At 41.6% G+C, this 24,390-nt stretch carries 22 protein-coding genes; 6 read left to right on the plus strand and 16 right to left on the minus strand.

The genetic code is table 11. The annotated features are described in order from the left end of the window. Positions 1-61: 61 nt before the first annotated feature. Positions 62-1,963 carry a beta-ketoacyl synthase gene (locus N475_RS04300; protein WP_063364737.1) on the plus strand — a complete coding sequence of 634 codons (1,902 nt, stop codon included), beginning with the start codon at positions 62-64 and terminating at the stop codon, positions 1,961-1,963. Between the two features lie 100 nt (positions 1,964-2,063). On the opposite strand, the gene fghA is transcribed toward N475_RS04300, so the two are convergent. Together fghA and N475_RS04310 are read right to left on the minus strand one after the other, a co-directional pair. Further along, the gene (fghA, locus tag N475_RS04305) at positions 2,064-2,912 is read right to left on the minus strand and encodes an S-formylglutathione hydrolase (RefSeq protein ID WP_063357249.1); all 849 of its coding nucleotides are present in this window, start codon (positions 2,910-2,912) and stop codon (positions 2,064-2,066) included. 81 nt (positions 2,913-2,993) lie between these two features. Next, a complete protein-coding gene (locus tag N475_RS04310; RefSeq protein WP_063364738.1) occupies positions 2,994-4,115 on the minus strand; it encodes an S-(hydroxymethyl)glutathione dehydrogenase/class III alcohol dehydrogenase in 1,122 nt (373 codons plus the stop codon). Positions 4,116-4,212: 97 nt separating this feature from the next. On the opposite strand from N475_RS04310, the gene N475_RS04315 reads away from it, so the two are divergent. Beyond that, entirely contained in the window at positions 4,213-5,088 is an 876-nt protein-coding gene (locus tag N475_RS04315; protein ID WP_063364739.1) for a LysR family transcriptional regulator, read from the plus strand. Here the strand turns inward: N475_RS04315 and N475_RS04320 are convergent. Continuing rightward, positions 5,085-6,749 carry a SulP family inorganic anion transporter gene (locus N475_RS04320; protein ID WP_063357246.1) on the minus strand — a complete coding sequence of 555 codons (1,665 nt, stop codon included), beginning with the start codon at positions 6,747-6,749 and terminating at the stop codon, positions 5,085-5,087. The genes N475_RS04315 and N475_RS04320 overlap by 4 nt on opposite strands. A gap of 156 nt (positions 6,750-6,905) precedes the next feature. Here N475_RS04320 and N475_RS04325 point away from each other — a divergent pair, with 156 nt between their 5' ends. From N475_RS04325 to N475_RS04335, 3 genes are read left to right on the plus strand one after another with little or no spacing between them, the layout of a single operon-like run. Beyond that, on the plus strand, positions 6,906-8,108 hold the full coding sequence (locus N475_RS04325) for a lipoprotein-releasing ABC transporter permease subunit (protein ID WP_063357245.1): 1,203 nt from the start codon (positions 6,906-6,908) through the stop codon (positions 8,106-8,108). Next, positions 8,101-8,808, plus strand: coding sequence for a lipoprotein-releasing ABC transporter ATP-binding protein LolD (lolD, locus tag N475_RS04330; protein ID WP_063364740.1), 708 nt, complete (start codon positions 8,101-8,103; stop codon positions 8,806-8,808). Before N475_RS04325 ends, lolD begins: the two co-directional genes overlap by 8 nt. Then, entirely contained in the window at positions 8,801-10,030 is a 1,230-nt protein-coding gene (locus N475_RS04335) for a lipoprotein-releasing ABC transporter permease subunit (protein ID WP_063364741.1), read from the plus strand. Before lolD ends, N475_RS04335 begins: the two co-directional genes overlap by 8 nt. A gap of 1 nt (position 10,031) precedes the next feature. On the opposite strand, the gene N475_RS04340 is transcribed toward N475_RS04335, so the two are convergent. From N475_RS04340 to N475_RS04385, 10 genes are read right to left on the minus strand one after another with little or no spacing between them, the layout of a single operon-like run. After that, positions 10,032-11,654: a bifunctional diguanylate cyclase/phosphodiesterase gene (locus N475_RS04340; RefSeq protein WP_063364742.1), complete on the minus strand. Its 1,623-nt coding sequence runs from the start codon at positions 11,652-11,654 to the stop codon at positions 10,032-10,034. Positions 11,655-11,656: 2 nt separating this feature from the next. Then, the gene (locus N475_RS04345) at positions 11,657-12,730 is read right to left on the minus strand and encodes a protein-glutamate methylesterase/protein-glutamine glutaminase (protein ID WP_063357241.1); all 1,074 of its coding nucleotides are present in this window, start codon (positions 12,728-12,730) and stop codon (positions 11,657-11,659) included. Then, positions 12,727-13,530 carry a CheR family methyltransferase gene (locus N475_RS04350; protein ID WP_063357240.1) on the minus strand — a complete coding sequence of 268 codons (804 nt, stop codon included), beginning with the start codon at positions 13,528-13,530 and terminating at the stop codon, positions 12,727-12,729. The genes N475_RS04345 and N475_RS04350 overlap by 4 nt, the downstream gene beginning before the upstream one ends. A 9-nt stretch (positions 13,531-13,539) precedes the next feature. After that, a complete protein-coding gene (locus N475_RS04355) occupies positions 13,540-14,085 on the minus strand; it encodes a chemotaxis protein CheW (protein ID WP_063357239.1) in 546 nt (181 codons plus the stop codon). Then, positions 14,078-14,683, minus strand: a complete 606-nt coding sequence (locus N475_RS04360; RefSeq protein ID WP_081215925.1) for a chemotaxis protein CheW — start codon at positions 14,681-14,683, stop codon at positions 14,078-14,080. The genes N475_RS04355 and N475_RS04360 overlap by 8 nt, the downstream gene beginning before the upstream one ends. A 5-nt stretch (positions 14,684-14,688) precedes the next feature. Next, entirely contained in the window at positions 14,689-16,671 is a 1,983-nt protein-coding gene (locus N475_RS04365) for a methyl-accepting chemotaxis protein (protein WP_063357238.1), read from the minus strand. 20 nt (positions 16,672-16,691) lie between these two features. After that, on the minus strand, positions 16,692-18,803 hold the full coding sequence (locus N475_RS04370; protein ID WP_063364743.1) for a chemotaxis protein CheA: 2,112 nt from the start codon (positions 18,801-18,803) through the stop codon (positions 16,692-16,694). 9 nt (positions 18,804-18,812) lie between these two features. Next, on the minus strand, positions 18,813-19,088 hold the full coding sequence (locus tag N475_RS04375; protein ID WP_063357236.1) for an STAS domain-containing protein: 276 nt from the start codon (positions 19,086-19,088) through the stop codon (positions 18,813-18,815). 10 nt (positions 19,089-19,098) lie between these two features. Beyond that, positions 19,099-19,467 carry a response regulator gene (locus N475_RS04380; RefSeq protein WP_039608997.1) on the minus strand — a complete coding sequence of 123 codons (369 nt, stop codon included), beginning with the start codon at positions 19,465-19,467 and terminating at the stop codon, positions 19,099-19,101. Between the two features lie 7 nt (positions 19,468-19,474). Next, the gene (locus N475_RS04385; protein WP_063357235.1) at positions 19,475-20,620 is read right to left on the minus strand and encodes a methyl-accepting chemotaxis protein; all 1,146 of its coding nucleotides are present in this window, start codon (positions 20,618-20,620) and stop codon (positions 19,475-19,477) included. A 148-nt stretch (positions 20,621-20,768) separates the two neighbouring features. Between N475_RS04385 and N475_RS04390 the strand changes: the two genes are divergently transcribed. Then, positions 20,769-21,212 carry a DUF4826 family protein gene (locus N475_RS04390; RefSeq protein WP_063357234.1) on the plus strand — a complete coding sequence of 148 codons (444 nt, stop codon included), beginning with the start codon at positions 20,769-20,771 and terminating at the stop codon, positions 21,210-21,212. Here N475_RS04390 and N475_RS04395 read toward each other — a convergent pair. The 3 genes from N475_RS04395 to purB form a co-directional block, all read right to left on the minus strand. After that, positions 21,196-21,654, minus strand: coding sequence for a GNAT family N-acetyltransferase (locus N475_RS04395; protein ID WP_063357233.1), 459 nt, complete (start codon positions 21,652-21,654; stop codon positions 21,196-21,198). The genes N475_RS04390 and N475_RS04395 overlap by 17 nt on opposite strands. A gap of 127 nt (positions 21,655-21,781) precedes the next feature. Then, positions 21,782-22,936: a cupin domain-containing protein gene (locus tag N475_RS04400; protein WP_063364744.1), complete on the minus strand. Its 1,155-nt coding sequence runs from the start codon at positions 22,934-22,936 to the stop codon at positions 21,782-21,784. A 77-nt stretch (positions 22,937-23,013) separates the two neighbouring features. Beyond that, positions 23,014-24,384, minus strand: coding sequence for an adenylosuccinate lyase (gene purB / locus N475_RS04405; protein WP_063364745.1), 1,371 nt, complete (start codon positions 24,382-24,384; stop codon positions 23,014-23,016). Between the last annotated feature and the right edge of the window lie 6 nt (positions 24,385-24,390).

A 24,390-nucleotide genomic window follows, 5' to 3' on the forward strand; every position in this document is an offset into this window, starting at 1 on the left:
AGTTATATTATCTACTTCATTCTAGAATTATTGCAACAAATAAGTATTAAATGAGTTATATATGACAGCATTACCTATCATTGTCGGTATGGGCGGCATTAACGCAGCAGGGCGTACGTCGTTTCACCAAGGATACCGAAGAATTATACTTGATAAACTTGATGATGCTGCGAGAGAAGAGACTTTTCTTGGCCTCGCTACGTTGATGAACCTTGTATCTTTTAAAGATGGCGAGTTAGTAACCCAAGATGGTGAGTTCATCACTGCCAAAGATATAGAAAGCAAGTTTGGTAAGCAGGTAGTTGATGGCACTCTAATCCGAAAAATTGAAAAAAATCATTTTGATGTTGATGCAACGCATTGGCAGCAAAAACTAACTATTACAGCAAATAGCAATGAAGGGATAACCTTCACATGCAGAAAGCGAGACCTACCATCACCATTGCCAAGTAGCTGGGTGGTTGAGGAAATCGAACCGAAAACGGTGAGTGTTCGGGTACCAGAGCAACTTGAAATCAAACATGATAGCTATAGAGACAATCCTATAAAAGCTGCTGGTCAATTACCAACCGGTTTTGAACCAGCCAATATGTACAATAGCCGATATCAGCCACGTGGCTTACAGGCCACTATTTTCGCTGCAACTGACGCAATCAAGTCTACTGGCTTAGATTGGGACTTTGTAATGAATAGCGTCAGACCTGACGAGATTGGTACATACTCAGCATCTGTGGCGGGTCAAATGGACGCTGAAGGCCTCGGTGGCCTTGTTCGTAGCCGATTAAAAGGTGATCGTGTCAGCACAAAGCAATTAGCTTTAGGCTTGAATACGATGTCAACTGATTTCATCAACGCCTACGTGACGGGCAGTGTTGGTACAACTTTTTCTACAACCGGAGCATGTGCAACATTCTTGTATAACTTGAGAGCAGCGGTCAATGACATTCAAGCTGGGCGTACTCGTATTGCGGTTGTTGCAAGTGTGGAATGTGCGCTTACACCAGAAGTTATCGAAGGTTTTGGTAATATGGGTGCACTTGCCAACGAAGAAGGTCTTAAAAAGCTTGATAACTCGGATGTGGCAGATCATCGCAGGACAAGTCGTCCGTTTGGCGAAAACTGTGGTTTTACTATTGGTGAAGGTGCGCAAGTCGCTATTTTAATGGATGACAAGTTGGCTTTAGAGCTAGGTGCACAAGTTATGGGGTCGGTTGTAGACGTCTTTGTTAATGCTGATGGCGTTAAAAAGTCAATTACAGCTCCGGGTCCAGGCAACTACATTACTATGGCTAAATCTGTAGCACTGGCACAACAAATTGTTGGCACAGAATCGCTTCAAAAACGCAGTTTTATACTTGCTCATGGTTCAAGTACACCGCAAAATCGTGTCACTGAATCAGCTATTTATCATAGAGTTGCAGAAGCATTCTCGATTGAAGGTTGGAAGCTAGCTGCGCCGAAAGCGTTTGTTGGCCATACAATTGCACCTGCATCTGGTGACCAGCTTGCTATGGCATTGGGTGTGTTTAGCCACAAAATTATGCCTGGTATCACTACCATTGATAAAGTTGCAGATGATGTTTGGAGTGAGCACCTTGACATTCGTACTGAACACTATGAATGTGGTGAAATGGATGTTGCATTCATCAATTCAAAAGGCTTTGGTGGTAACAATGCAACTGCTACTGTGTTTTCACCAAAAGTAACACAACAATTGTTGCATAAGCGTCACGGCGAAGATGCAATAGCTTCTTACGAGCTGAAATTACGTGATACGACTGACAGTCAGCAAGCCTATAAGTTAGCAGCAGATAAGGGGCAATACGAGCTTATCTATCGTTTTGGAAATGGGATGATAGATGAGTCTGAATTAACGCTCGACCAAAGCGCACTTCAAATACCTGGCTTTGAGCAAGCTATATCTTTGAGTGGATTAAACCAATATCAAGATATTAGTAAGTAACAGAATAATGTTAAGCAGTTAAAGGCGCTAGGGAAAAGCGCCTTTTTTCATTCTAGTTTTTACACTTGGCAACTAAAACAAGCAGGTCTTCAATCAACCTCTACTTTTCATTTAGACACATAGCATGGAACGCGATATGTTGTTCGATAAAAGACGAGATGAAAAAGTAACTGTGGTCGTATCCTTCATGACTTTCGAATTCAACGTCATAACCATTCTTTTTGGCAGCTTCCAAGAAATGTGCTGGTTTTAGCTGCGCCTCTAAAAACTGATCGGCATTACCCTGATCGATTTTTATAGGCAATTTTCTAGCATATGCGGTCGCTTTCATTAACTCCGTTGCGTCATACTCTAACCATGCACTTTTGTTTGTACCTAGGTAGCCACTAAGCGCTTTTTGTCCCCAAGGACAATCAATGGGGTTTACGATTGGAGCGAAAGCAGAAATACTTTCGTATGCAAGGCTATTTCGCAAGCCAATTGTTAAAGCGCCATGTCCACCCATTGAGTGGCCACTAATACTTTTTTTGCTGCTAGTCGGAAAGTGTTCTTCAATAAGACTGGGTAATTCCTTTGTAATGTAATCATACATGTTGTAGTGGCGAGCGAAGGGGGCTTCTGTGGCGTTCACGTAAAATCCGGCCCCTAACCCAAAATCATATGCGCCATCAGGATCATCGGCGACGCCTTCACCTCGAGGACTAGTATCAGGAGCGACGATGGCGATACCATGGTCTGTGGCATACTTAAAAACGCCAGCTTTTTGCATAAAATTCTCGTCATTACATGTTAGCCCAGATAACCAGTACAATACGGGAACTTTTTTACCATGTTCGATTTGTTCTGGAAGATACACTGCAAAGGTCATATCGCAATTGTTTACTTGGCTAGCGTGTTTGTAGCGTTTATGCCATCCGCCAAAAACTCTGTTTTCGCTGATTAATTCCATACTTACTTAACTACCTGTTGGTTATTTGCATAAAAGTGAGCACAGTGGCAACAATGGATACCATGTTGCCACTTATGATGTTTAGTAATGGATTACTGAACGAATACTTTTACCTTGGTGCATTAAATCAAAGGCCTCATTAATTTCTTCGAGTCCCATTGTATGAGTAATAAAGTCATTTAACTTGAACTCACCAGCCATGTAGCGTTCAACGATTTCAGGAAGCTCTGAGCGACCTTTAACGCCACCAAAAGCACTTCCTCGCCAAACTCGTCCAGTTACAAGTTGGAAAGGCCTTGTCGATATCTCTTGTCCAGCGCCAGCTACACCAATAATAACCGATTCACCCCAACCTTTGTGACAACATTCAAGTGCGCTTCTCATTACGTTGACGTTACCGATACACTCAAAGGAAAAATCAACACCGCCATCAGTCATTTCAACAATCACTTCTTGGATTGGTTTGTCGTAGTCATTTGGGTTAATAAGGTCCGTAGCGCCCAACTTAGTTGCAAGGTCAAATTTGTCTGTGTTTATGTCGATACCAATAATACGGCCAGCTCCGGCCATTGTTGCACCAATGATTGCTGAAAGACCAATTCCGCCTAAACCAAAAATCGCGACTGTATCGCCTTTTTGAACCTTTGCTGTATTCAAAACTGCGCCCATGCCAGTTGTAACACCACAGCCTAGCAGACAGATCTCTTCGAGCGGGGCCTCTTTATTCACTTTTGCAAGTGAGATCTCAGGTAATACTGTGTATTCTGAGAATGTAGATGTACCCATGTAATGGTAAATTGGCTCTCCGTCTTTATAAAAGCGGGTCGTGCCATCGGGCATTAGGCCCTTACCTTGGGTCTCTCTGATCTTTTGGCAAAGGTTCGTTTTTCCTGATGTACAAAACTTACATTCGCCACACTCTGGTGTATATAAAGGGATCACATGGTCGCCGACTGAGACTCCTGTAACACCTTCGCCTACAGCTTCGACAATTCCGGCGCCTTCGTGTCCTAAAATTGCAGGGAATACACCCTCAGGGTCTTCGCCTGATAGAGTGAATGCGTCAGTATGGCAGACGCCGGTAGCAGTAATTTTTACTAAAACTTCGCCCGCTTGAGGCATCATCACATCAACTTCTTCGATGCTGAGTGGTTTACCAGGGCCCCAAGCGATCGCTGCCTTTGATTTAATAAATTGTGCCATTTTGTTTTTTCCTACTTTTATAGATGAGCTTAGTATAACCCTTAATGTTATTTTGATAATCTCTAATATAATAAAATACTTTTACGGATTTGTAATAATGGATAGGTGGGTTGGCATTGATGAATTTGTTGCTGTGGCCATATGTGGTTCTTTTACTGGCGCAGCGGACCAATTAAATACTTCTGTAGCGCAAGTTAGCCGACGTGTTAAAGCATTAGAGGCCACACTGGGTTATCAACTGCTCAATAGAACTACGCGGAAACTATCTCTGACAACAGAGGGAAATGTCTTCTTGTCTCATGCGAAACATTTGCAGCATGTGCTTGATGATGCGACATCGGCACTCAGACAGAGGGACGCAGAACCAGCCGGAAAGATTAAAATCACAGCCCCGGTAATGTACGGTGAGCAATACATCATGCCACTAATCAATCAGTTTATGTCCATATATCCCAATATTCAGGTCGACATGGAGCTAAACAACAACCAGCTTGATCTGATAGAGCAGGGCTTTGATTTTGCAATTAGGCTAGGAAATTTAAAAGACTCTTCACTTAGAGCACGGTTGCTGGCTCATCGTCAGACACTGGTATGTGCTGCGCCAAGCTATTTAACCAATGCGCCGAAGTTGAATACTTTGGAAGATTTAGAACAACATTATTGCTTGCTTGGTAAGTCAAGCATTTGGCGGTTTGTTAAACAAGGAAAGGAGACTCATTTTAATGCTAAAGGCCGACTTAGATGCAACAGTGGGTGGGCGCTCGTTGATGCCGCAATTCAGGGGCTGGGGCTGGTACAATTGCCTCACTACTATGTAGAAGAAGCAATATCTAGTAACGCATTAGTGGAAGTACTTGACCAATTTAAGCCAGAATCAGAGGGGATCTGGGCGGTGTATCCACCCAGACGATATTTACCCACTTCGGTAAGGGAGTTGCTAGAGTATTTAGCAAAAGGGTTGGCGGTGCCTTAGTCCTTTTGCTGTATAGACATCGCCTCCAAAGCTTTATTTAATGCCGATTCGCGACTTTGGCAAAATGCATCATCACCGAGTTTTTCGCGAACATTAATTTTATTAAGTTTTTCGGTCGTTTCTTGATTAGGTGAATAAATAAAAACTTGAACGTTCGCATCAACGGCATCTGAGATTGCATTTTCAATAGCTAGACTCACCGTAACATCGAGCATCGCAACATCACTTAAGTCCAAAACCATTGTTTTGTATTCACTGATTTGGCGGTGCTGACGCGCGATAGCTTTCGAAACACTGAATATCATTGGCCCTGACAAGTAAAAGAATAATAACTTGCCCTGAGCTTTTTCAAGTAATGACTTTTCGTGTTTGCTCAGTGGGACATCTTCATCCGTATCACTGTCACTGATTGCTTTTACATGCTGCTCTTGTACGCGGCTAAGTCTTTCAATAACCATAATGTTAGATATAAAAACACCTAATCCTACAGCAACTATCAAATCAACAAATACAGTAAGCAGCATAACACCATACATAATGGTCATTTGGCTTATGCTTAGCTTGTGGGCGCGTTGGATAAAACTCCAATCTAGGATGTTGTAACCTACGTAAACAGCAATGCCAGCTAGTACAGCCATCGGAATGGGCTCGGTGAGGCTACCTGCGACAAACACGACAGCCATGAGTATTAATGCACGAATAATTCCTGCTAATGGAGATCTTGCACCAACTTGAATATTAACAACCGTGCCCATGGTTGCACCTGCACCTGGTAATGCGCCGAATAGTCCAGAAATCATGTTGGCGACACCTTGACCACGTAGCTCTTTATCTGAGTCATGTTCAGTTCTAGTCAAACTGTCCCCAATGACTGCAGTTAGTAATGTATCTATACAACCCAGTGTACCCAATACAAGAGCATCAATCACCATAGAAGTGAATTGTTCTGTTGTAAAGGTAGGCCAAACTACAGAGGGTAAGCCACTTGGAATTTCTCCAATGCGATTAATGCTGTCTTTATCAAAGATGACAATAGAAACGAGGGTTACTGCTACGAGGGCAACAAGCTGTGCTGGTACATATTGGCGATACTTTTGTGGCAAGTAAAACAAGATACCAAGAGTAACGATACCTAAAAATAGCTCAGCAAAATGTAAGTCCAGTATTAAGCTGGGGAGTGCACTTAAAGTGCCCAACACACCGCCTGCGGGCGCTTGGTGTCCAAGCAATGGAGCAAGTTGTAAAATGATGAGAATGACCCCGATTCCAGACATAAATCCAGATATAACACTGTAAGGCATTAAGGTGACATATTTGCCTAATTTTAATGTGCCCAACAGGATTTGAAATGCGCCTGCCATCATTACGACAGTAAAGCCCATTGCGAGACCATTTTCAGGATACTGGGCCATCATAGTGGTCAAAACTGCGGTCATTATAACCGTCATCGGACCTGTTGGCTCAGAAATCAAGGAGGTTGAACCGCCGAATAAGGCAGCGAAAAGACCGACGAGAATAGCGCCCCACATACCTGCTTCTGCACCGGCACCAGAAGCGACCCCGAAGGCGAGGGCTAGGGGAAGAGAAATAATCGCAGTGGTCACACCACCGAACAAATCCCCTTTTAAATTCATATGCTTATATCTGTCTAGGGATAACATAGAACTTCCATACCGCAAGATTTCACGCATTTTACACTAAATCGAGACATTAAGTAGCGGATAATTAAAAATTTTTTACACTTGATGATGTGACCGTAATTTCTTATCTGTGTTAGGATGAGCGCCTAAGTGAAATTAATGAAATAAATTTTTGATATGTTTCAATCAGTTAGCCTTTTTGTCGGGCTGAGGTACAGTCGTTCCTCTAAAGGCAACGCGTTTGTCTCTTTTATATCGTTCTTTTCAATCGCTGGGATTGCATTGGGTCTTATGTCGTTGATAACGGTTAACTCGGTAATGAATGGCTTTGAGCAAAGTTTAAAAAACGCCATGCTGGACTTAGTACCTCACGTGCAACTTTCAAGAACATCTCAAGAACAAGCGCCACTGCAACCAGAGTCGTTTGCGACCTTACCAGGTGTAATGCGAGTGACACCTTACGTTACGTCTGACGTAATATTGCAAACAAACAAAGAGTTAGTGGGAGTCAGATTACAAGGCGCATTCAAAGGTTATCCTACTTCCATAAGTAAACATATCGAATCTGGATCTGTAAAAAAATTGCAAGACACCCGTTATCAGCTGGCACTAAGCCGCTTTTTGGCAAATAAACTCGACGTTAGGCTAGGTAGTAAAGTCCGCGTCATTTTTCCTGACATTACCAGCTATACACCACTTGGAAGAGTACCAAAACAGAGATTATTTACTGTTGCTGTTATATACAATTCGGCGAGTGAGGCTGATACGAGCTTAGCGTTTGCTGATGGTGAAAGCCTGCTTAAACTTCTGAAGAAAAAACCAGACAGCTTTGATTTAAGCTTAACGCTAGATGATGCTTTTTCTGTTGCCGAGTTTAAAAAAGCAAACCAGGCTTTATTGTCTCAGTTTGAGTACCAAGATTGGCAAGTACAGCAAGGCGCATTGTTCGCAGCTGTAGCGATGGAAAAGCGTGTGATGTCTCTGTTGTTGGCGCTTATTGTTATTGTCGCGGTCTTTAATATTGTTTCTGCATTATCCATGATGGTAAGTGAAAAGCAGGGTGAAGTAGCAATCCTTCAAACGTTAGGGTTTACACCAAGTAAAATTGCTCAAGTATTTATGATCCAAGGCTTGTACAACGGTGTTGTGGGGACCGCAATAGGTTCTGTTTTGGGCATTGCGCTAGCGGCGAATATTAATGAAGTATTGAATTTGGTTGGCCTTTCACTACTAGGAGGAATGGCCTTACCTGTTAAGTTTGATTCAGTAAGCCTGACTTTCATTATTGTAACGAGTTTATTATTAAGTTTTTTTGCAACACTTTATCCTGCTCAAAAAGCAGCTAAAGTGATGCCAGCCGAGGTATTAAGATATGAGTGATCCCGTAATTCAGTGTCAGCAATTAAGCAAATCTTATCAAGAAGCTGGCTCTCAGGTGTCGGTCCTCAAAGGTGTGAATTTATCACTTGAACAAGGTGACACACTTTCAATCGTAGGAAGTTCAGGTTCTGGCAAAAGTACATTGCTTCATATATTGGGCACTTTAGATGGTGCGACTGACGGTTGTCTAAAAATAAAAGGCGTAGAAGTTGAAAAGCTTTCTAGAGCAAAGCAAGCTGATTTTCGTAATCGTCACATGGGTTTTATTTATCAATTTCATCATTTATTAATGGACTTCAGTGCGTTGGAAAATGTCGCGATGCCTTTGCTTATAGCAGGAAAGACAAAAGCTGAAGCGAAAAAAGAAGCTGCTGATATGCTCGACAAAGTTGGCTTAGGCCATAGAGCTTCACACCGTCCTTCAGAATTGTCTGGGGGCGAAAGACAGCGTGTAGCGATCGCTCGTGCGCTGGTAACAAAACCATCTTTAGTGCTAGCAGATGAACCTACAGGGAACCTAGACAAGCACAATGCTTTGAAGATTTATGAGTTGTTGAACGAGTTGAACAAAGAGTTTGATACTAGTTTTGTCGTTGTTACCCACGACTTGGAGCTGGCAGAGAAACTTGGCCGCGTGGTGCAGCTTGATGATGGAGTTTTAGTAGAGTACCAAGGGGCAGATGGAGTGAGGCATGCTTAGTTTATTTTTAAGCAAGCGCCTGCGAGAGTCTAAAAATCATAGTGGGTTATTTGGTTTTTTGAGTAAAGCATCCACAATAGGGGTATTTCTTGGCGTCACTGTTCTCATCGTGGCGCTATCAGTGATAAATGGCTTTGAACATCAGCTAAAAGAGAGGCTTCTATCAGTAGTACCTCAGGTAAGCTATCAAGCCCCTTATGATCCAATTGAAAACTGGCCTGAAAAAGTAAGGTTGTTGGAGTCTCAACCCGGTGTCAAAGCAGCTGTGCCGGAGATAAATTTGACGGCTATGGTCCAGCACAAAGGACAGTTAAAAGCTGCACAGCTTAAAGCAATTGTACCTGAATTACACCAGAATGTATCAAGTATCGGGCTTTATACTAAGCCTTTTGAATTAAGCGAGCTAGCCAGTAATGAGATTTTGCTTGGTCGTGGTATTGCTACTCAATTAAATGTGAAAAAAGGTGACAAAGTTGCCGTATTGATTGCAAATCAACATGCAAAAAATGCATTAGCAGCGCCTAAAAGAGTGTCTTTTAATGTCGCTGGGTTTATAACGATGGGCGGTGAGGTAGATAGAAATTTAGTAATAGTTAATCTTGCTGAAATCCAAAGTGCGTTGTCATTAAGTGAGAATACAGTAACTGGGCTGAGACTAGCGGTAGATGATGTTTTTAATGCACATCAAATTGCAATGAGTGCGGGTAGGGCTTTACCTGATCTCGTATACGTTCAGAGTTGGTTTCGTACACAAGGGAGTTTGTATCAAGATATTCAAATGGTGAGAACCATTGTTTATTTAGTGGTGTTTTTAATTATTGCTGTTGCGAGTTTTAACATCATTTCATCTATGGTTATGGAAGTTAAAGAAAAACAAGCCGACATCGCAATCCTTAAGACCATGGGCACACAAGATAAAACAATATTTATGACTTTTGCAGTACAAGGCCTTAGTTACGCGCTGGTTGGCGCTTTCTTTGGCATGTTACTTGGGACAGTGATCGCATTAAGTATTACAGAGTTATTTTCGCTTTGGGTTTCACTGGATGGGGCTAACCCTTTACAGGGAGTCTATTTTATTGAGTTTCTGCCGAGTAAATTGGTCATAAGTGATATTGTGGTTGTGTTGTTAGCTACATTGATTATATCAATATTATCGAGCGTTTATCCTGCTTGGCAGGCTACAAAAGTTGAGCCTGCACGCGTGTTAGGTGGTGGCTAGTTCAGCTCTCAAAATGTAAATAGCTCGATTTGTCCTCGAGTACATACTCAACAAAGGCGTCGATGGGCAGGGGTTTACTGTAGTAGTACCCCTGTACATATTGGACGCCTTTTGCTTTGGCATAAATCATCTGCTCCATGTCTTCAACACCTTCTGCGACCAAAGGTTTATCAAGGTTTTTGGCCAGAGAAACAATGGAGTTAAAGACAGATTGAAGCTTGCTATCTTTTACGACGTTGGTGACGAATGAGCGGTCTATTTTTATTTCATCAAAGTTCAGTTTACAGAGGTAGCTAAGGCTCGAAAAACCTGTACCAAAGTCATCAATTGATATTGTAAACCCTTTGGATTGAAGTGAAACAAGCACTTCATTGACATAGGAAAAATTGTCAATTAAGGCTGATTCTGTTAATTCTAATTTGATCCGCTTTGGGTCAATATTGTGCTGTGCAAGCGCTGCCAGTAATTTGCTCTCGAATTTAACGTCGAGAATTTCTACGACACTGATATTAATAGCAAACATATAGTGTTTGCAGTCCATTCCTTCGCTTTGTAAATGCTCAACGGTTTTTCGTATTTGAGAGAGTGTGAACAAGGTCAGCTTGTTAATGTCACCCGTACTCTCTACTATAGGTATAAACTCTGCTGGTGAGATAGGTTTACCTTCCAGTGTCCAGCGCATCAGGCATTCAGCTCCAATAAGGCACTCAGTTTTGGTATCGTGCAAAGGCTGTAAAACCACAGTGAAGCTTTTGTCTAGATCTTGGTGAAAAGAGTCTCTCAATGCGGTTTCAATTTTATTCTGCCGCTCAATTTGTCTTGCCAAGCCTTCTTGAAATTCGACCAGTCTAAGCTTGTCTGATAGCACATCAAATGTGGCCATTTCTGCTTTATTCAGACTCAACTCATGATCATCTTTATGGCTTTCTTTGTAGTAACCTAACGCAACATTACTGTAGAAACTGCTGTCATTAAATTCAAAAGGTTCGTTAAGGTGGTTGTATAAAGCTTCGATATTGATGGGAGTAGTGTGAGGTACGAAAACGCAAAAACAGTCGGATGAATGTTTAGAGAAAATCCCTTGTTCAAAATCACCTTGAAATCGGGAAAGAACTTCCATAAAAACAAGGTTAGCGACGCCAATATTCCAAACTTCGGATATACGCTGGTAATTGCAGATACGAATACAGCACATAATGCCATACGTATCTAGCTCTTGGACTTTAGAGACAAAAGCTTCTCTGTAGAGTAATCCAGTGTGAGGATCTCGAATAGCTAACTGCTTGTTAAGCCTACGAATGGCTACCAGTTCTTCAATTAATTCGACTTTTACAAAGGTTAGGGTATTTTTACGAGTGTAAGAAAAACGCACCCAATGCACATTACTGTTGTCTATACTTACGCCGACTTCAAGTTGGTCAAAACATGGCTCAAAAAGTATTTCATTGCTGCTTAGCTCTGCAAAGTCTTCGTCAAAGAACTTCAACGTAGGGCAGTTTACTATGTTATCGCCGACTTTAAGTTTTATAAGGTCGCTCGCTTTATCTGAAATGCCGGTAATGGTTCCGTCATTTTCATAAGCAACGTAGATAATGTTGAGCAGCTCTATGAGGCTTTTTTGCATATCTAACACCTTAACACTTTTAAAATTTGATACGGAATGTTGCTAAGAGAATACACTTTATCAACAGCACCCCTTGCAATTGCTTCTTTGGGCATACCAAAAACAACGCAGCTAGATTCGCTCTCTGCGAAGTTGATTGCGCCTGCCTGTTTCATATCCAACATCCCCGAAGCGCCGTCGTCGCCCATTCCTGTTAAGATCACACCGATGGCATTTCGACCAACTGCTTGCGCAACTGATCTGAATAAGACATCTACCGAAGGTCTATGTCTACTTACCAGAGGCCCATCCCGTATTTCTAAATAGTAGTCGCTACCTTGTCGTTTTACCAACATATGCTTTCCGCCCGGGGCGATGTACACATGCCCGGTTTTCAATCGCATTGCCGTTTCACCTTCAACCACCACGTGGCGTGTAATGGTGTCGAGACGCTGAGCAAAGGCATGAGTAAACTTGCTAGGCATATGTTGAACAATAACGATGGGCGGAGTTGTTGGGGGCAGTAAAGACAGAAACCCCGTTAAAGCTTCAGTGCCTCCAGTTGATGCACCAACCGCGATGACTTTGTCTGAGGTAATAGGCGGTTTAAGCTCAGTAGGATCTGGTGGCGGTATCATTTCATCCACACTGTGGTTGTGTCTGACTGATTCTTCCGAAAGATAACGCATGGGCTTTACTTTTGCTTTTCCCGCCGCTTTTATGGCATCAACTATCTGTGTGACTCCTTGATTATTAATAAAGTCAGCTAGGCCCTGAGTAGGTTTGGCTATGACATCCACAGCACCTGATGCGAGCGCTTCCATTGTTGTTTCGGTATTTTTTTGAGTCAAGGCAGAGCACATAATGATGGGCGTGGGCCTTTCTTGCATAATTTTCTTTAAAAAGGTAATGCCATCCATTTTTGGCATTTCAACGTCAAGTAAAATGACATCTGGCCAATTCATTTTCATTTTTCTTTCTGCCAGTACAGGGTCAGGCGCACTGCCAATCAGTTTCAGTTCTCTATCATGGTTAATGATTTCTCCTACGAGTTGACGCATTACGGCTGAGTCGTCAACAATAAATACGTTAATCATAATCGCACCTTCTTATAGATACAGGGCTGTATTAATTCGATGCCGAGGCGTTTTTTTCTAAGTGATTCTGAGTGACCTAAAAATAACAGTCCACCGTGATTGAGCCGATGAATAATATTGTCGACTATTTTTTTTTGTTTCGTTTCATCAAAGTAAATCAAGACATTACGTAAAAATATAATATCAAAAGAGTAGTCGACGGTTCTAAGCTTTAGAAGGTTGTCAACATTAAAATTACAATGATGTCGGATGGCTTTATTAACTGTAAAAGTCCCTTCATTTTTACCGGTTCCTTTTAGGCAATATGCGCGGCGATACTTTTTGGGAATTTTTTGTACGGTAGACAGTGCAAAACAGGCTTCTTTGGCCATTTCAACAGCAGTGGGAGATATATCCGTGCCAGTGACTGACCAGTTACCATTATAAAATAAATCATCTAAGATCATTGCAATTGAATATGCTTCTTCCCCAGTAGATGATGCGGCACTCCAAGCTCTAATTGGCACATTGCGGCTTTTTTTTTGCCGAAAATAATCGTACATAAACTCAAACTGGGCTTGTTCGCGGAAAAAGTAAGTCTCATGTGTCGTCATTTTGTCAATGAAGATATCAAGCTCATGCTTACCGTCTGGACTGATAATTAACTGGTAGTATTTATTATAGGAAGCGCAGCGAGTGGCCCTTAAACGAGAGCTCAAACGACTTGCCATAATGTCTGACTTGTTTGAGCTCAAACGTATTCCTGTATGTTGGTCTAACACGCGGTTCAGTTGATTGAACTCAAGCTTGTTGATCGACATATAAGCCGTTTACCTCTGACAGTAATCAATAAAAAACTGCTCTTGTTCATGTTTAAGAGAAGAGTTAATTTCGTTTACATTTAAGACTTTAGTGATATCTAATAGGGTAGTGAGTTTGTTATTTATCTTAGCCATTTTCCATTCAAAGTGGCGAGGGATATTTGAACCAAAAGAGGGAGAAGACTCTAAGTTGTTCAGATCGATAAACTCAATTGATACGACACTATTTACTAGCATCCCTAGCGTCATTGATTCTTCCAATGATTGGTCATAAAAATCGTAAAGAACAATACAGCTATATTTATCATAAGGTGTCGTGGATTTCAGGCCTAGCCGGCTTTGCAAGTCTAAAACCGGAATAACACTCCCACGCACATTGATAACACCTCGAATGACGTCGGTACACATTGGCACCATAGTCGTTTCTACCAATTCAATAACCTCTTTCACAGAATCAATAGGGATACCAAAATGATCATGTCCGACTTTAACGAATAAGTACCTTAGCTCGCCTTTTTGCTGGAGGTGTTCGATATCTGTTTGAGATTCATTCATGGGTTACCTCTGTTTCATCACTCTCGCATTGAGTGCCTTCGGCGTTCGTGTCGTCGCCACAATCGTCATCTTGGCCATCTTCAACATTTTCACTGAGCTGTGCATTGTTTAAGTCTTCAATTAGCTTCATGTCATCGAGTGTAAGAATTTTAGAAATGTCTAGAATGGTCATTAGTTTGTCTGGGAGTTTGGCAAGCCCTAAAACAAATCGGCTGTGAAACTGCCCACCAATACTGGGCACTTTATCGATGTCTGCAGCAGAGATATCAAGCACCTTTGTAACCATGTCAACTTTTAAGCCAATGGTGATTTGCTGCTCATTAAACAAACACTCCGCGATAATTATACAAGTTCTATTCGTGATCTCTTGTGGCTGTTTCGCTAACCGCAAAGATAAGTCAAATACGGGGATTACTTCACCCCGTAAATTAATTGCGCCGATAATAAACTCTGGCGCCATTGGTATCGGGTCAACTTCTACGTACTCCATGATTTCTTTTACTAAAGAAATATTGATGGAGTACGAAGCGTGATTCAGCTCAAAAGCCAAGTACTTGTCTTTATCTACAAAGCTACTTTGAGTTGTATGATCAGTCATAATCGTTACTCATCAAATGGTGTATAGCCTTCTTCGGGCCTAGAGCTGGACGACTTTCCTTCTTGTACAGAGCGTCTTATTTTCATCATCTGTCTGTCATTGCTAAGTTTAAAGTAATTAACCGTTGAGCGAATGTCACTGGTTTGGTCTTGAACCATTTTAGCGGTGGAAGCGAGTTCTTCAGAGGCTGAAGCGTTTTGTTGCGCAATCTCATCTAACTGTGAAACCGTTCTGTTTATTTCAGCAACACTGGTGCTTTGTTCTGTAGATGCTGCGGTAATTTCTTGAACTAGGTCAGCTGTTTTTCCAATATTGGGCACCATTCTATCCAGCATTCCACCAGCGTGCTGTGCAATTTTTACGCTATTGTCTGCAAGGGTACTTATATCTTGCGCGGCAACCTGTGAGCGTTCAGCAAGTTTTCTAACTTCGTCGGCAACAACCGCAAAACCTTTACCATGCTCGCCGGCTCTCGCCGCTTCTATTGCTGCATTCAAGGCCAGTAAGTTAGTTTTATAGGCTATGTCTTCGATAATACCGATCTTCTCAGCTATTTGAGTCATGGCCTTGACGGTGTCTTTAACTGCGCGCCCACCGTCATTGGCTTCGCTACTAGATTGCTTAGCAATATCGTTCGTGACTTTAGAGTTTTCTGTGTTCATTGAGATGGAAGAGCTCATTTGCTCAAGAGAAGCGGAAGTTTCCTCAACACTTGCTGCGAGTTGATTTGATGTTGAACTTAACATTCTGGAAGTGGTGCCCACCTCATTGGTGCTATGTGCAATGGACTCTACTGACTCTTGAATATCCAATAAAATATTCTGTAGCCGCTCAATAAATCCATTAAAGCTTCTTGCTGTTTCACCAATTTCATCATTACCAAAATCTGGGATGCGACGCGTTAAATCGCCTTCACCTGATCTTAAGTCCTCAGCGGCTTCTGCAAGCGCGTTGATTGGAATAACAATACCGCGAATTAAAAATGCGGCAGTGGCAGCAGCCAAAATAATTGCGACAACCAGTAGCGCCCAAACTAGCGATATGCTCTCTCTAGCAGCCGTTACAAGCGCATTTAAAGAGTCGTCTCCTTCTTTAATTGCTTCGTTTGATATCTCTTCAAGTAAATCCTCAATTTTGTTGAAAACCTCATGTTCCAATCGGTCTACATCACTAGATGCCTTGATTTTGTTGCGAGGGTCATACATGGCGAATATTTCTTTGCCGCCGTTGTATAATTCGTTGTACATTCTTTCTACTTCACTAAGTGCTTTAATCTCAGGCGGTTTCCGCTCAAGTGGCTTTAAATCTGCTAAAAATCCGGTGAAAGTTCTAGCGTCTTTTTCAAAAGCTGCATCTGCGCCAAGTGCACCGCGCATATATGCATTAAGGGAGCTCATCATATCGCCTTGCTCGTCGATGAGTTCAAGGTAATAGCGAACACCTGGTAGGTCATCGTTTACAACTTCATTAAAGTCTCCACTACTACCAGCATCAGCGACTTCTTCTTCTTTCAAGGTATCGAGCAGTTGTTCAAGCGGAATTGCGAATTCTTTATTGAGGTAGTCGTATTTGGTTATTGCTTTATCTTCGAGTAATGGGTCAAAGCGGTCAAAGATAAGCTCTTGATTTTCGTTAGCGTAGCGAGTAATTAACTCTTCTAGTTGGCGAACCATAGAGTTGTTTACTGTCCCCAATTGTTTTAAGTCTTCTAGATAACGAATAAATTCGTTGTAATTTGACCTAAAGTCTTCACTCTCATCAGACTCACCAGCGATATATTCAAGTACGTTGCTATTCATATCACCCAACTCATCTAGCATGTTGAGCGCATAAATTGTTTCTGGAATATCGACCTTTCCGACGTCAACAGCAAATTCTTCAATTTCGCCATTTTTGAGTTGGACCGACATGGCTATCACGAGTAGCAATAGCCCCATGGTAAACATCGCAAGGATAATTTTATTGCGAATAGTGAAGTTCTTAAACATGTTCGTTCTCCGGGTATCGCCTAAAGTTTTTTCTCTAATGCTTCATATACTGAAATGGCTGATTTTATTAATGCAGAGACGTCTAATATGATTGCCACATTGCCGCTGCCTAAAATCGTTGCGCCACTAATACATTTGAGTCCTTCGAACAACCTTCCTAGTGGTTTAACAACCGTTTGAAACTCGCCTTTAAGAGAGTCAACAACTAAACCTGCGCGTAGGGTGCCAAATTGAACAATTACCAATGATTCTCTGGTGTGGTCAATTTGTTCTTCTATCCCAAATAAGGTCCGCAATCTAATGAATGGGAGTACCTCAGTACGCAAATTAATATAACTTTTGTCTTGTATGTCTTGCTCTGATACGACCTCATGTAGCTCTAAACACTCAACAACGGTATCCAATGGGATAACATAGTTTTCTTTATGTACTTCAAACATAAAACCATCAATGATGGAGAGTGTCAGTGGCAGGCGGATCAGAATTGTGGAACCTTGGCCTTGTATACTTTCAACTTCGACGCTTCCTCTCAGACTATCAATGTTTCTTTTGACAACATCCATGCCTACACCTCGTCCTGAGATATTGGTTATGGACTCAGCAGTAGAAAAACCAGGTTCAAATATGAGCAGGTTGATATCTTTCTCTTGTAAAGTTTGATTTGCAGACACCAAACCTCTATCTATAGCCCGTTGAAGGATCCGTTCTTGATCTAAACCTTTTCCGTCATCACTTACTTCAATTACTATGGAGCCAGAGTCATGATAGGCTTTTAGAGTTAATTGCCCTTGCTCTGGTTTACCTTGAGCAAGGCGCGTCTCGGGATCTTCAATACCATGATCGATGGCGTTCCTGACGATATGCATAAGTGGATCGCTGACTTTTTCTACAAAAGTTTTGTCCAACTCGGTTTCTGCGCCGATGATAGTCAAGTCAACTTGCTTTCCTAACTCGTCAGCAATATCTCTGACTACGCGCTTAAATTTATTAAACGTTTCACCAATTTGCACCATTCTAAGCTTTAATGAGCTATCACGTATGTTTTCAACTAATCGCTCTAGTAGTGCCATCGCTTCAATAAGCGTTTCGTTTCCAGTTTCATGGGCAAGTAGATTGGTACGTGCGCCAGTAATAACCATTTCACCAACTTGGTCAATCAACCTGTCTAGTTTTAGGGCTTCGACACGCAGCGTTTTACTTTTATGTATTTTTGAAGGCGCCTGAGCTGGTGAAAGGTCGGTAGGAGAGGCTGGTTTTTGTTCGCTTCCTGTGGCTTCATTGTTAAGGAGTTTTACGATATCCAAAAATGAGTCGTCAGCTTTTCGCAGTGCATCGATGATAAAGTCGAAATCTTGGTAGCGCTGAATACTGTGTTTTAAAACCTCAATACTGCCTTTAGGGGGAAGTACTGCAATGTATGCCTCACTCTGAATAAACTCAAAGACGTCTAAAATTTCGCTTTCAGATTTATCGCAATCAAAGGATAAAACAAATGACAAATAATTAGACTCTGGATCAAAATTTTGGGGCTCAAACATGCCGTCGAACCAAGTGTTGACTGTTAGGTTGGATGTTTCAGAGTCTAGATAATGAATAAAAGAGTAGGGGTCTAGACCATTTCTTAATACATTTTCGTTTGGAACAAAAAAGACGATCCAGCGCTCATTATCCAGTGTGTTATCACTGGTACTTACGTTTGTTGATTGATTGCTACTGGGCTCAGTGTCAGCGTCTATATACTTTGAGAAGCTCGCTACCAAATTATCCACTTTACTTAGCAGTGCCTGATCAGGCTCTGTTTCTGAAGCTGCAAGGACAATTAAGCTTTCTGTTGCATCTCTTGTCTCTAAATAGAGAGAGATAAGCTCCTTTCCTAACTGCAAATTGCCATTTCTGGCGTCTTCTAACAGAGTTTCGGCAATGTGGGTCAGAGTCACAACATGCTCAAAATCAAATATGCCGGCACTACCTTTTATGGTGTGTATGGCTCTAAAAAGCGCGTTGATGATTTCGTTAGCATGTTCTTCTGAAGTCTCAGATTCCAGATCCAAAAGTCCATTTTCCATTTCCTGCAAAAGCTCTTTCGATTCGGTCACGAAAGTCGCAATGGCCGAAGACAAATCAATAGACATGTTTGCCCCTTACTCGATTTTGGGGGTAGAAATACCCACACCCAGTTTTTTGAACCGTGCTTCAATTAGTTCGTTTGTAGAGATTGTTTCTATGTTAAGTCCTACTTTTTGACTGTGATAAACGACCCAAATTATCAATTGCAACCCTGCAGAGTCGACTTCAGTGGTTTCACTAAAGTCAAAGGACACTTCTTCCTTGTCTGAAATATATGACTTTACTTCGTTAAAGGTTTCCTGAACTTCATAAATGGTGAGTTCAGAAGGGAACTTAAAGCACTCAGACATACCAATCTCTCTACATCATTAATAACTTTGAAACCGCTTGTAGCATTTGAGCTGGTTTAAAAGGTTTGACCATCCAAGCTTTTGCACCTGCTTTTTTACCTTCCTCCATCATACTTTGCTGATTTTCTGTGGTAAGCATAATCACTGGAGTAAACTTGTATTGTGGTAATTGTTTTGCCTGCTTAACAAATTCAATCCCATTCATATTAGGCATGTTCACATCACTAATGATGAGGTGGATTTTGTTGCCGTTAAGCTTTGTAAGCGCGTCTTTACCATCTCTGGCTTCAACCACGTTAAACCCTGCACCCGTAAGCGCGATATTTACGACTTGTCTGAGAGAATCAGAATCATCTACGACTAAAATTGTTTTGCTCATAATTTCCTCATAAGAAAGTTAAGTCATCGACTGTGTCGTCGCCACCACTTTTAGACAAAATGTTTCTTTGCTCGTTGGTAGCGGCTGTTTTTTTCAGCTCTTGGCTAATTCTTTGATGGTTAAATTTTGCAGATTTACACTCTCTTCTGCTGGCTATGAACTGATCTATTTCTTCTACCATGATATTTAAGGCGATTGTTACGCTATCTTGAATTTGGTCAACTCTGTCTTGAAACTGTAGGTCAACAAGAATCTGAGAGATCTTTTCCCTGATATCCAAATTGGAGGTGTGTAATTCAGCAGCTTGGGATTCCATTTGTTGAGAAAGCTCTAACCACTCATCCACGACTTGATTTATCTCTGAGCGATACTTATCAGTCAATGCCTGTTTTTTTTCAAGTTCTGAATTCATCATATCCATGGATGAGCGCATTGCATTTGCAATGCTCTCTACCAATTGGCCTATTCGCACGCCTGTCTCACCACTAGAGTTAGCAAGTGATCTAACTTCATCGGCAACGACAGCAAAGCCGCGACCATTCTCACCGGCTCTTGCCGCTTCAATAGAAGCATTCAAAGCCAGTAGGTTAGTCTGTTCGGCAATCTTTGAAACATCAACAGACATGGTTTGCAATTCATTGCTCTTTATTACCAAATCGCTGATCGTTGATGTCATTTGTGCCTGAGATTCATTTGTTTGTTCGATATACTGCAATACACCATTGAGTTTATCTCGACTCGTTTCGGAGACTTCTTGAAGACTATTGCCGTTGCCTGCATTGGTTCGATCAAGTGTTTCAGAAATGTTTGTAACCAGTTGAGAGAACTCACCAGACATATTGACGACGGATGTTTTGGTCTGATCTCTAGCACTACTGACTTGGGCGATAAGCTGAGGAATAATGACACTGCTAAGTTGCTCTAGACACGCTAAGTCGTCTTGCAGGTTTTGCTGTGACTCGAAGGCACTATTGACTGTGTCTAAATCGTGCTCCTTTTCACTCTGTTCTTGGCTCGAAAATGCAATCTTTTGTAGAAGTAACCCCAAGGCAGAAGTTGCGCTCACAACTATCGTTACTATCAACGAGTCTATAAAGAATAATCCAGTTACCAATATAATGATCGGCATTGCATAAGAGACGAACAAGAGCATTTTACTAAATCCTTTGTTGGATTATTTTTAGCCTAGTAAAGTATGATTATTGTGCAAACTTTAATTTGTTTTGTGTCTTGGCCATTTCTTTGTTGCAACTAGTTAACGAAATTAATAGAGTGAAGAAAAAAATTAGAGAAGTAATACAATGAGCGAAAATAACAATGTTGAGCAAACGCTGACCGAAGAGCAAAAGCAAGAGCGTTTTGTTTTGTGGCAAAGAGAAAACTTGCAAGCAGCGCAAAAGTTCTTAGCTGAGAAAGGTATTATTACTACGAAAGTGGTTGAGAAAGATTGTCGTTTTTTACCACCAGCAATTGCAATATGGAAATTTAAAGACCAAAAAGGCAAAGGGTATTGGGCTGTGTCAGGTCAAGTACCTACCGATGCGGCCGAAGAATCTGCGGCGTCTAACCCAAGAGATGTGTTACGCTATTTCTCTTTCCAATGGCAGATGAAAGCCGATGGTATTGTTTCATCAGGTGTGAAAGAAAAAACCCAACTTGATTTTGCCAATCTGCTTGTAAACCGTGCACATGGCCTATATGACTTGTACGAGAGTGACAAGCTTTGGCCTAGTGAAGCATCGTAAACGGCTCTGAGTTTATCATGGAAGCAGGGCACTTAAGTCTTTGCCTAGGAATGCCAGCTTCCATAAATACCGAGCCTTGCTTGCTAAAACCAGATTTAAGAAAAGTCGGGACTTCATCCAGTATGCATTGCACAAATACCTCTTTGAGACCTTTTTGCTGAGCTAAGTCGGCAAGGTACCCAATGAGTGATTGATAAGCTTCACGGTTGCGATGTGCTTTGACAATCGCAATTCTACTTATTAGACCGTCGCTGCATAACCTTCCAGTTCCTACTGCTTGCTGATTTTCGTCCTTTATTAGAACGTGGTCAGCTGTTGTGTCATGTTGATCAAACTCAACATCTTTTGGCAGGTGTAATTCACACACGAAAACTCGCTCACGAATTTGGCGCAGTTGTCCCTGAGTTTGTTTCCAATTCACTTTGTCGACGTGATAAATCATGATTACCTCTTAGCGAAAAATCATTCAACACGTCCTGACGAATAAGGGAAATTTCAACCCCTATTATTATTAGATGCCATATATTTTATGGCACCTTTATTCTTTGGGTGACCCTGTAGGTCAGGCATTAAGACCAAGCTTCTACAAAATAAAGCCCGTCATTTATAAGAGTAGTTAACGTTTGTTTGAATTCCAAGCAATTTAGAGCTGGTTTTACCTCATTAAATGAAAAAAATGTTTCGTCAGTTAACACTTTTACCTGCTCAAGGTATTTGGAGGGGATTTGATATGTTTCTCCATTGATACTCAAGAGTATTTTATCATCTAAGGTTTGATACATAGCCCTGACGCCGCCCGCTCTGTGAATGACATCGTCTGGTGTAATCTCATCTGTTAAAATATCTGCTACAAGTGCGTCATCAAGTGGAGCGAGATCCATTTCATGTTTAGGCTGACTTAAGAATGTACCAAGCCAATGGCTATAAAGTGCTTCATCATTGATTAGTGAATTGAGGAGTTCGCGGACTCTTTTTTTATCTTCTAAATTAATTTCACCAAGAGATTCTCTTAAGGTTAATTCCGCATCACCATAGCGCAGTTTTCCTGTTTCTTGGTCAATGATGTGGTCGGCAAAACTGCTAATGAGATCTTTTTGATCCGGAGCTCGGAAGCCAACAGAGTAGTTAAGCGCATTCTCAACCGCGTAGCCTTCGTGTGGGCACCCTGGCGGAATGTATAAAATATCGCCAGATTCTAACTCATGGTCAATTATGGCGTTAAATTGTTCTACTTGAAGTAGGGCCTTGTCTTTTGTAAATTGCTTTAGGCTCGTATCTGGTAATCCAACTCGCCATCGCCTTTTCCCTTGTCCTTGAATAATAAAAACATCGTATTGATCAAAGTGTGGACCTACACCTCCTTGGGGCGTCGAAAAGCTAATCATTAAGTCGTCAATACGCCAGTTAGGTATAAAGCGAAATGGCTCTAATAGCTCAGCCGCTGGTGGGTGCCAATGATCAACTGCTTGCACTAATAACGTACTATGCGTATCCGTTAATTTTGAGAAGTCTTCGAATGGTCCGTGATGAGCTTGCCAATTTCCTTCGTGATTCGTAATTAATCGAGATTCAATTGCTTCTTCCATTGCTAATCCGGCCAGCTCTTCTGCTGACAGTGGATCTTCAAAGTTAGTAAACCCACCTTTAATTAACAACGGTTTTTTTTGCCAGTAGTTCGACAAAAACTCTTGTTGAGTCATGCCATTGATAGAGAGCTGATACATATTTTCCCCATAAAAAAAGCGAAAGTAACGGCAGTATCGCCATTGCTCTCGCTTAATTATATCTAACTTGAATTAGATTATTTTAGTTCGTCGATGAAAGCTTCTGCACGACCAATGTAATTTGCTGGTGTCATTAGCTTCATTTCTGCTTTTGCAGCATCTGGTAACTCTAAACCATCGATGAAATCTGCCATGATTTCTTGATTAACACGCTTGCCACGAGTTAGTTCTTTAAGCTTTTCATATGGCTTTTCGATACCGTATTTACGCATTACAGTTTGGATTGGCTCTGCTAAAAGCTCCCAGTTGTCATCTAGCTCAGCTAGTAGACGATCCGCATTCACTTCTAACTTACTAATACCTTTTAGTGTTGCTTGGTAAGCGATAAGCGCGTAGCCCATACCAACACCAAGGTTACGCAAAACAGTAGAGTCGGTAAGGTCTCGTTGCCATCTTGAAACAGGTAGTTTTTGAGCTAAGTGAGCAAAAATAGCGTTTGCTAGGCCTAAGTTACCCTCAGAGTTTTCGAAGTCGATAGGGTTAACTTTGTGTGGCATCGTAGATGAGCCGATTTCACCTGCAATTGTTTTTTGTTTGAAGTGGTTTAACGCAATATAGCCCCAAACGTCACGATCAAAGTCTAATAATATAGTGTTGAAGCGCGCAATTGCGTCGAATAGCTCTGCAATGTAGTCATGCGGTTCGATCTGAGTTGTGAATGCATTCCAAGTCAGGCCTAGGCTTGTAACGAATGACTCTGCATGCGCATGCCAATCATATTCAGGGTATGCACTTAGGTGTGCGTTGTAGTTACCTACAGCGCCATTGATTTTACCAAGAATAGATACATTTGCGATTTGCTCGCGTTGACGTTGAAGTCGCACATATACGTTGGCAAACTCTTTACCCATTGTAGAAGGTGAAGCCGGTTGGCCGTGAGTACGAGTCATCATAGGAACAGATTTGTACTCAATTGCTTTTTCTTTAATCGCAGCAAGTAGATTGTCGCAGTAAGGCAGTAATACTTCATCACGCGCTTCACTAAGCATTAAACCGTGTGAAAGGTTATTGATGTCTTCAGAAGTACAAGCGAAGTGAATAAACTCGTTTACAGCTTGTAGCTCTGCATTGTCTGCAACTTTCTCTTTCAGCAAGTATTCAACGGCTTTCACATCGTGGTTAGTCGTACGTTCGATGTCTTTAACTCGTTGCGCATCTTCTTCGCTGAAGTTGTCAACGATGCTGTCTAGTAGCGCATTTGCTTCGTCGCTGAACGCTGGTACTTCTTTGATTGCGTCAGCTTTTGCTAATGCTTGTAACCAGCGAACTTCTACAGTCACTCGATACTTGATAAGACCGAACTCACTGAAGATACTTCTCAGTTCTTTGGTTTTGCTACCATAGCGACCATCCACTGGAGAGATAGCGGTTAACGCTGAAAGCTCCATAATTTC

Source organism: Pseudoalteromonas luteoviolacea DSM 6061, from assembly GCF_001625655.1.
Classification (GTDB): Bacteria; Pseudomonadota; Gammaproteobacteria; order Enterobacterales; family Alteromonadaceae; genus Pseudoalteromonas; species Pseudoalteromonas luteoviolacea.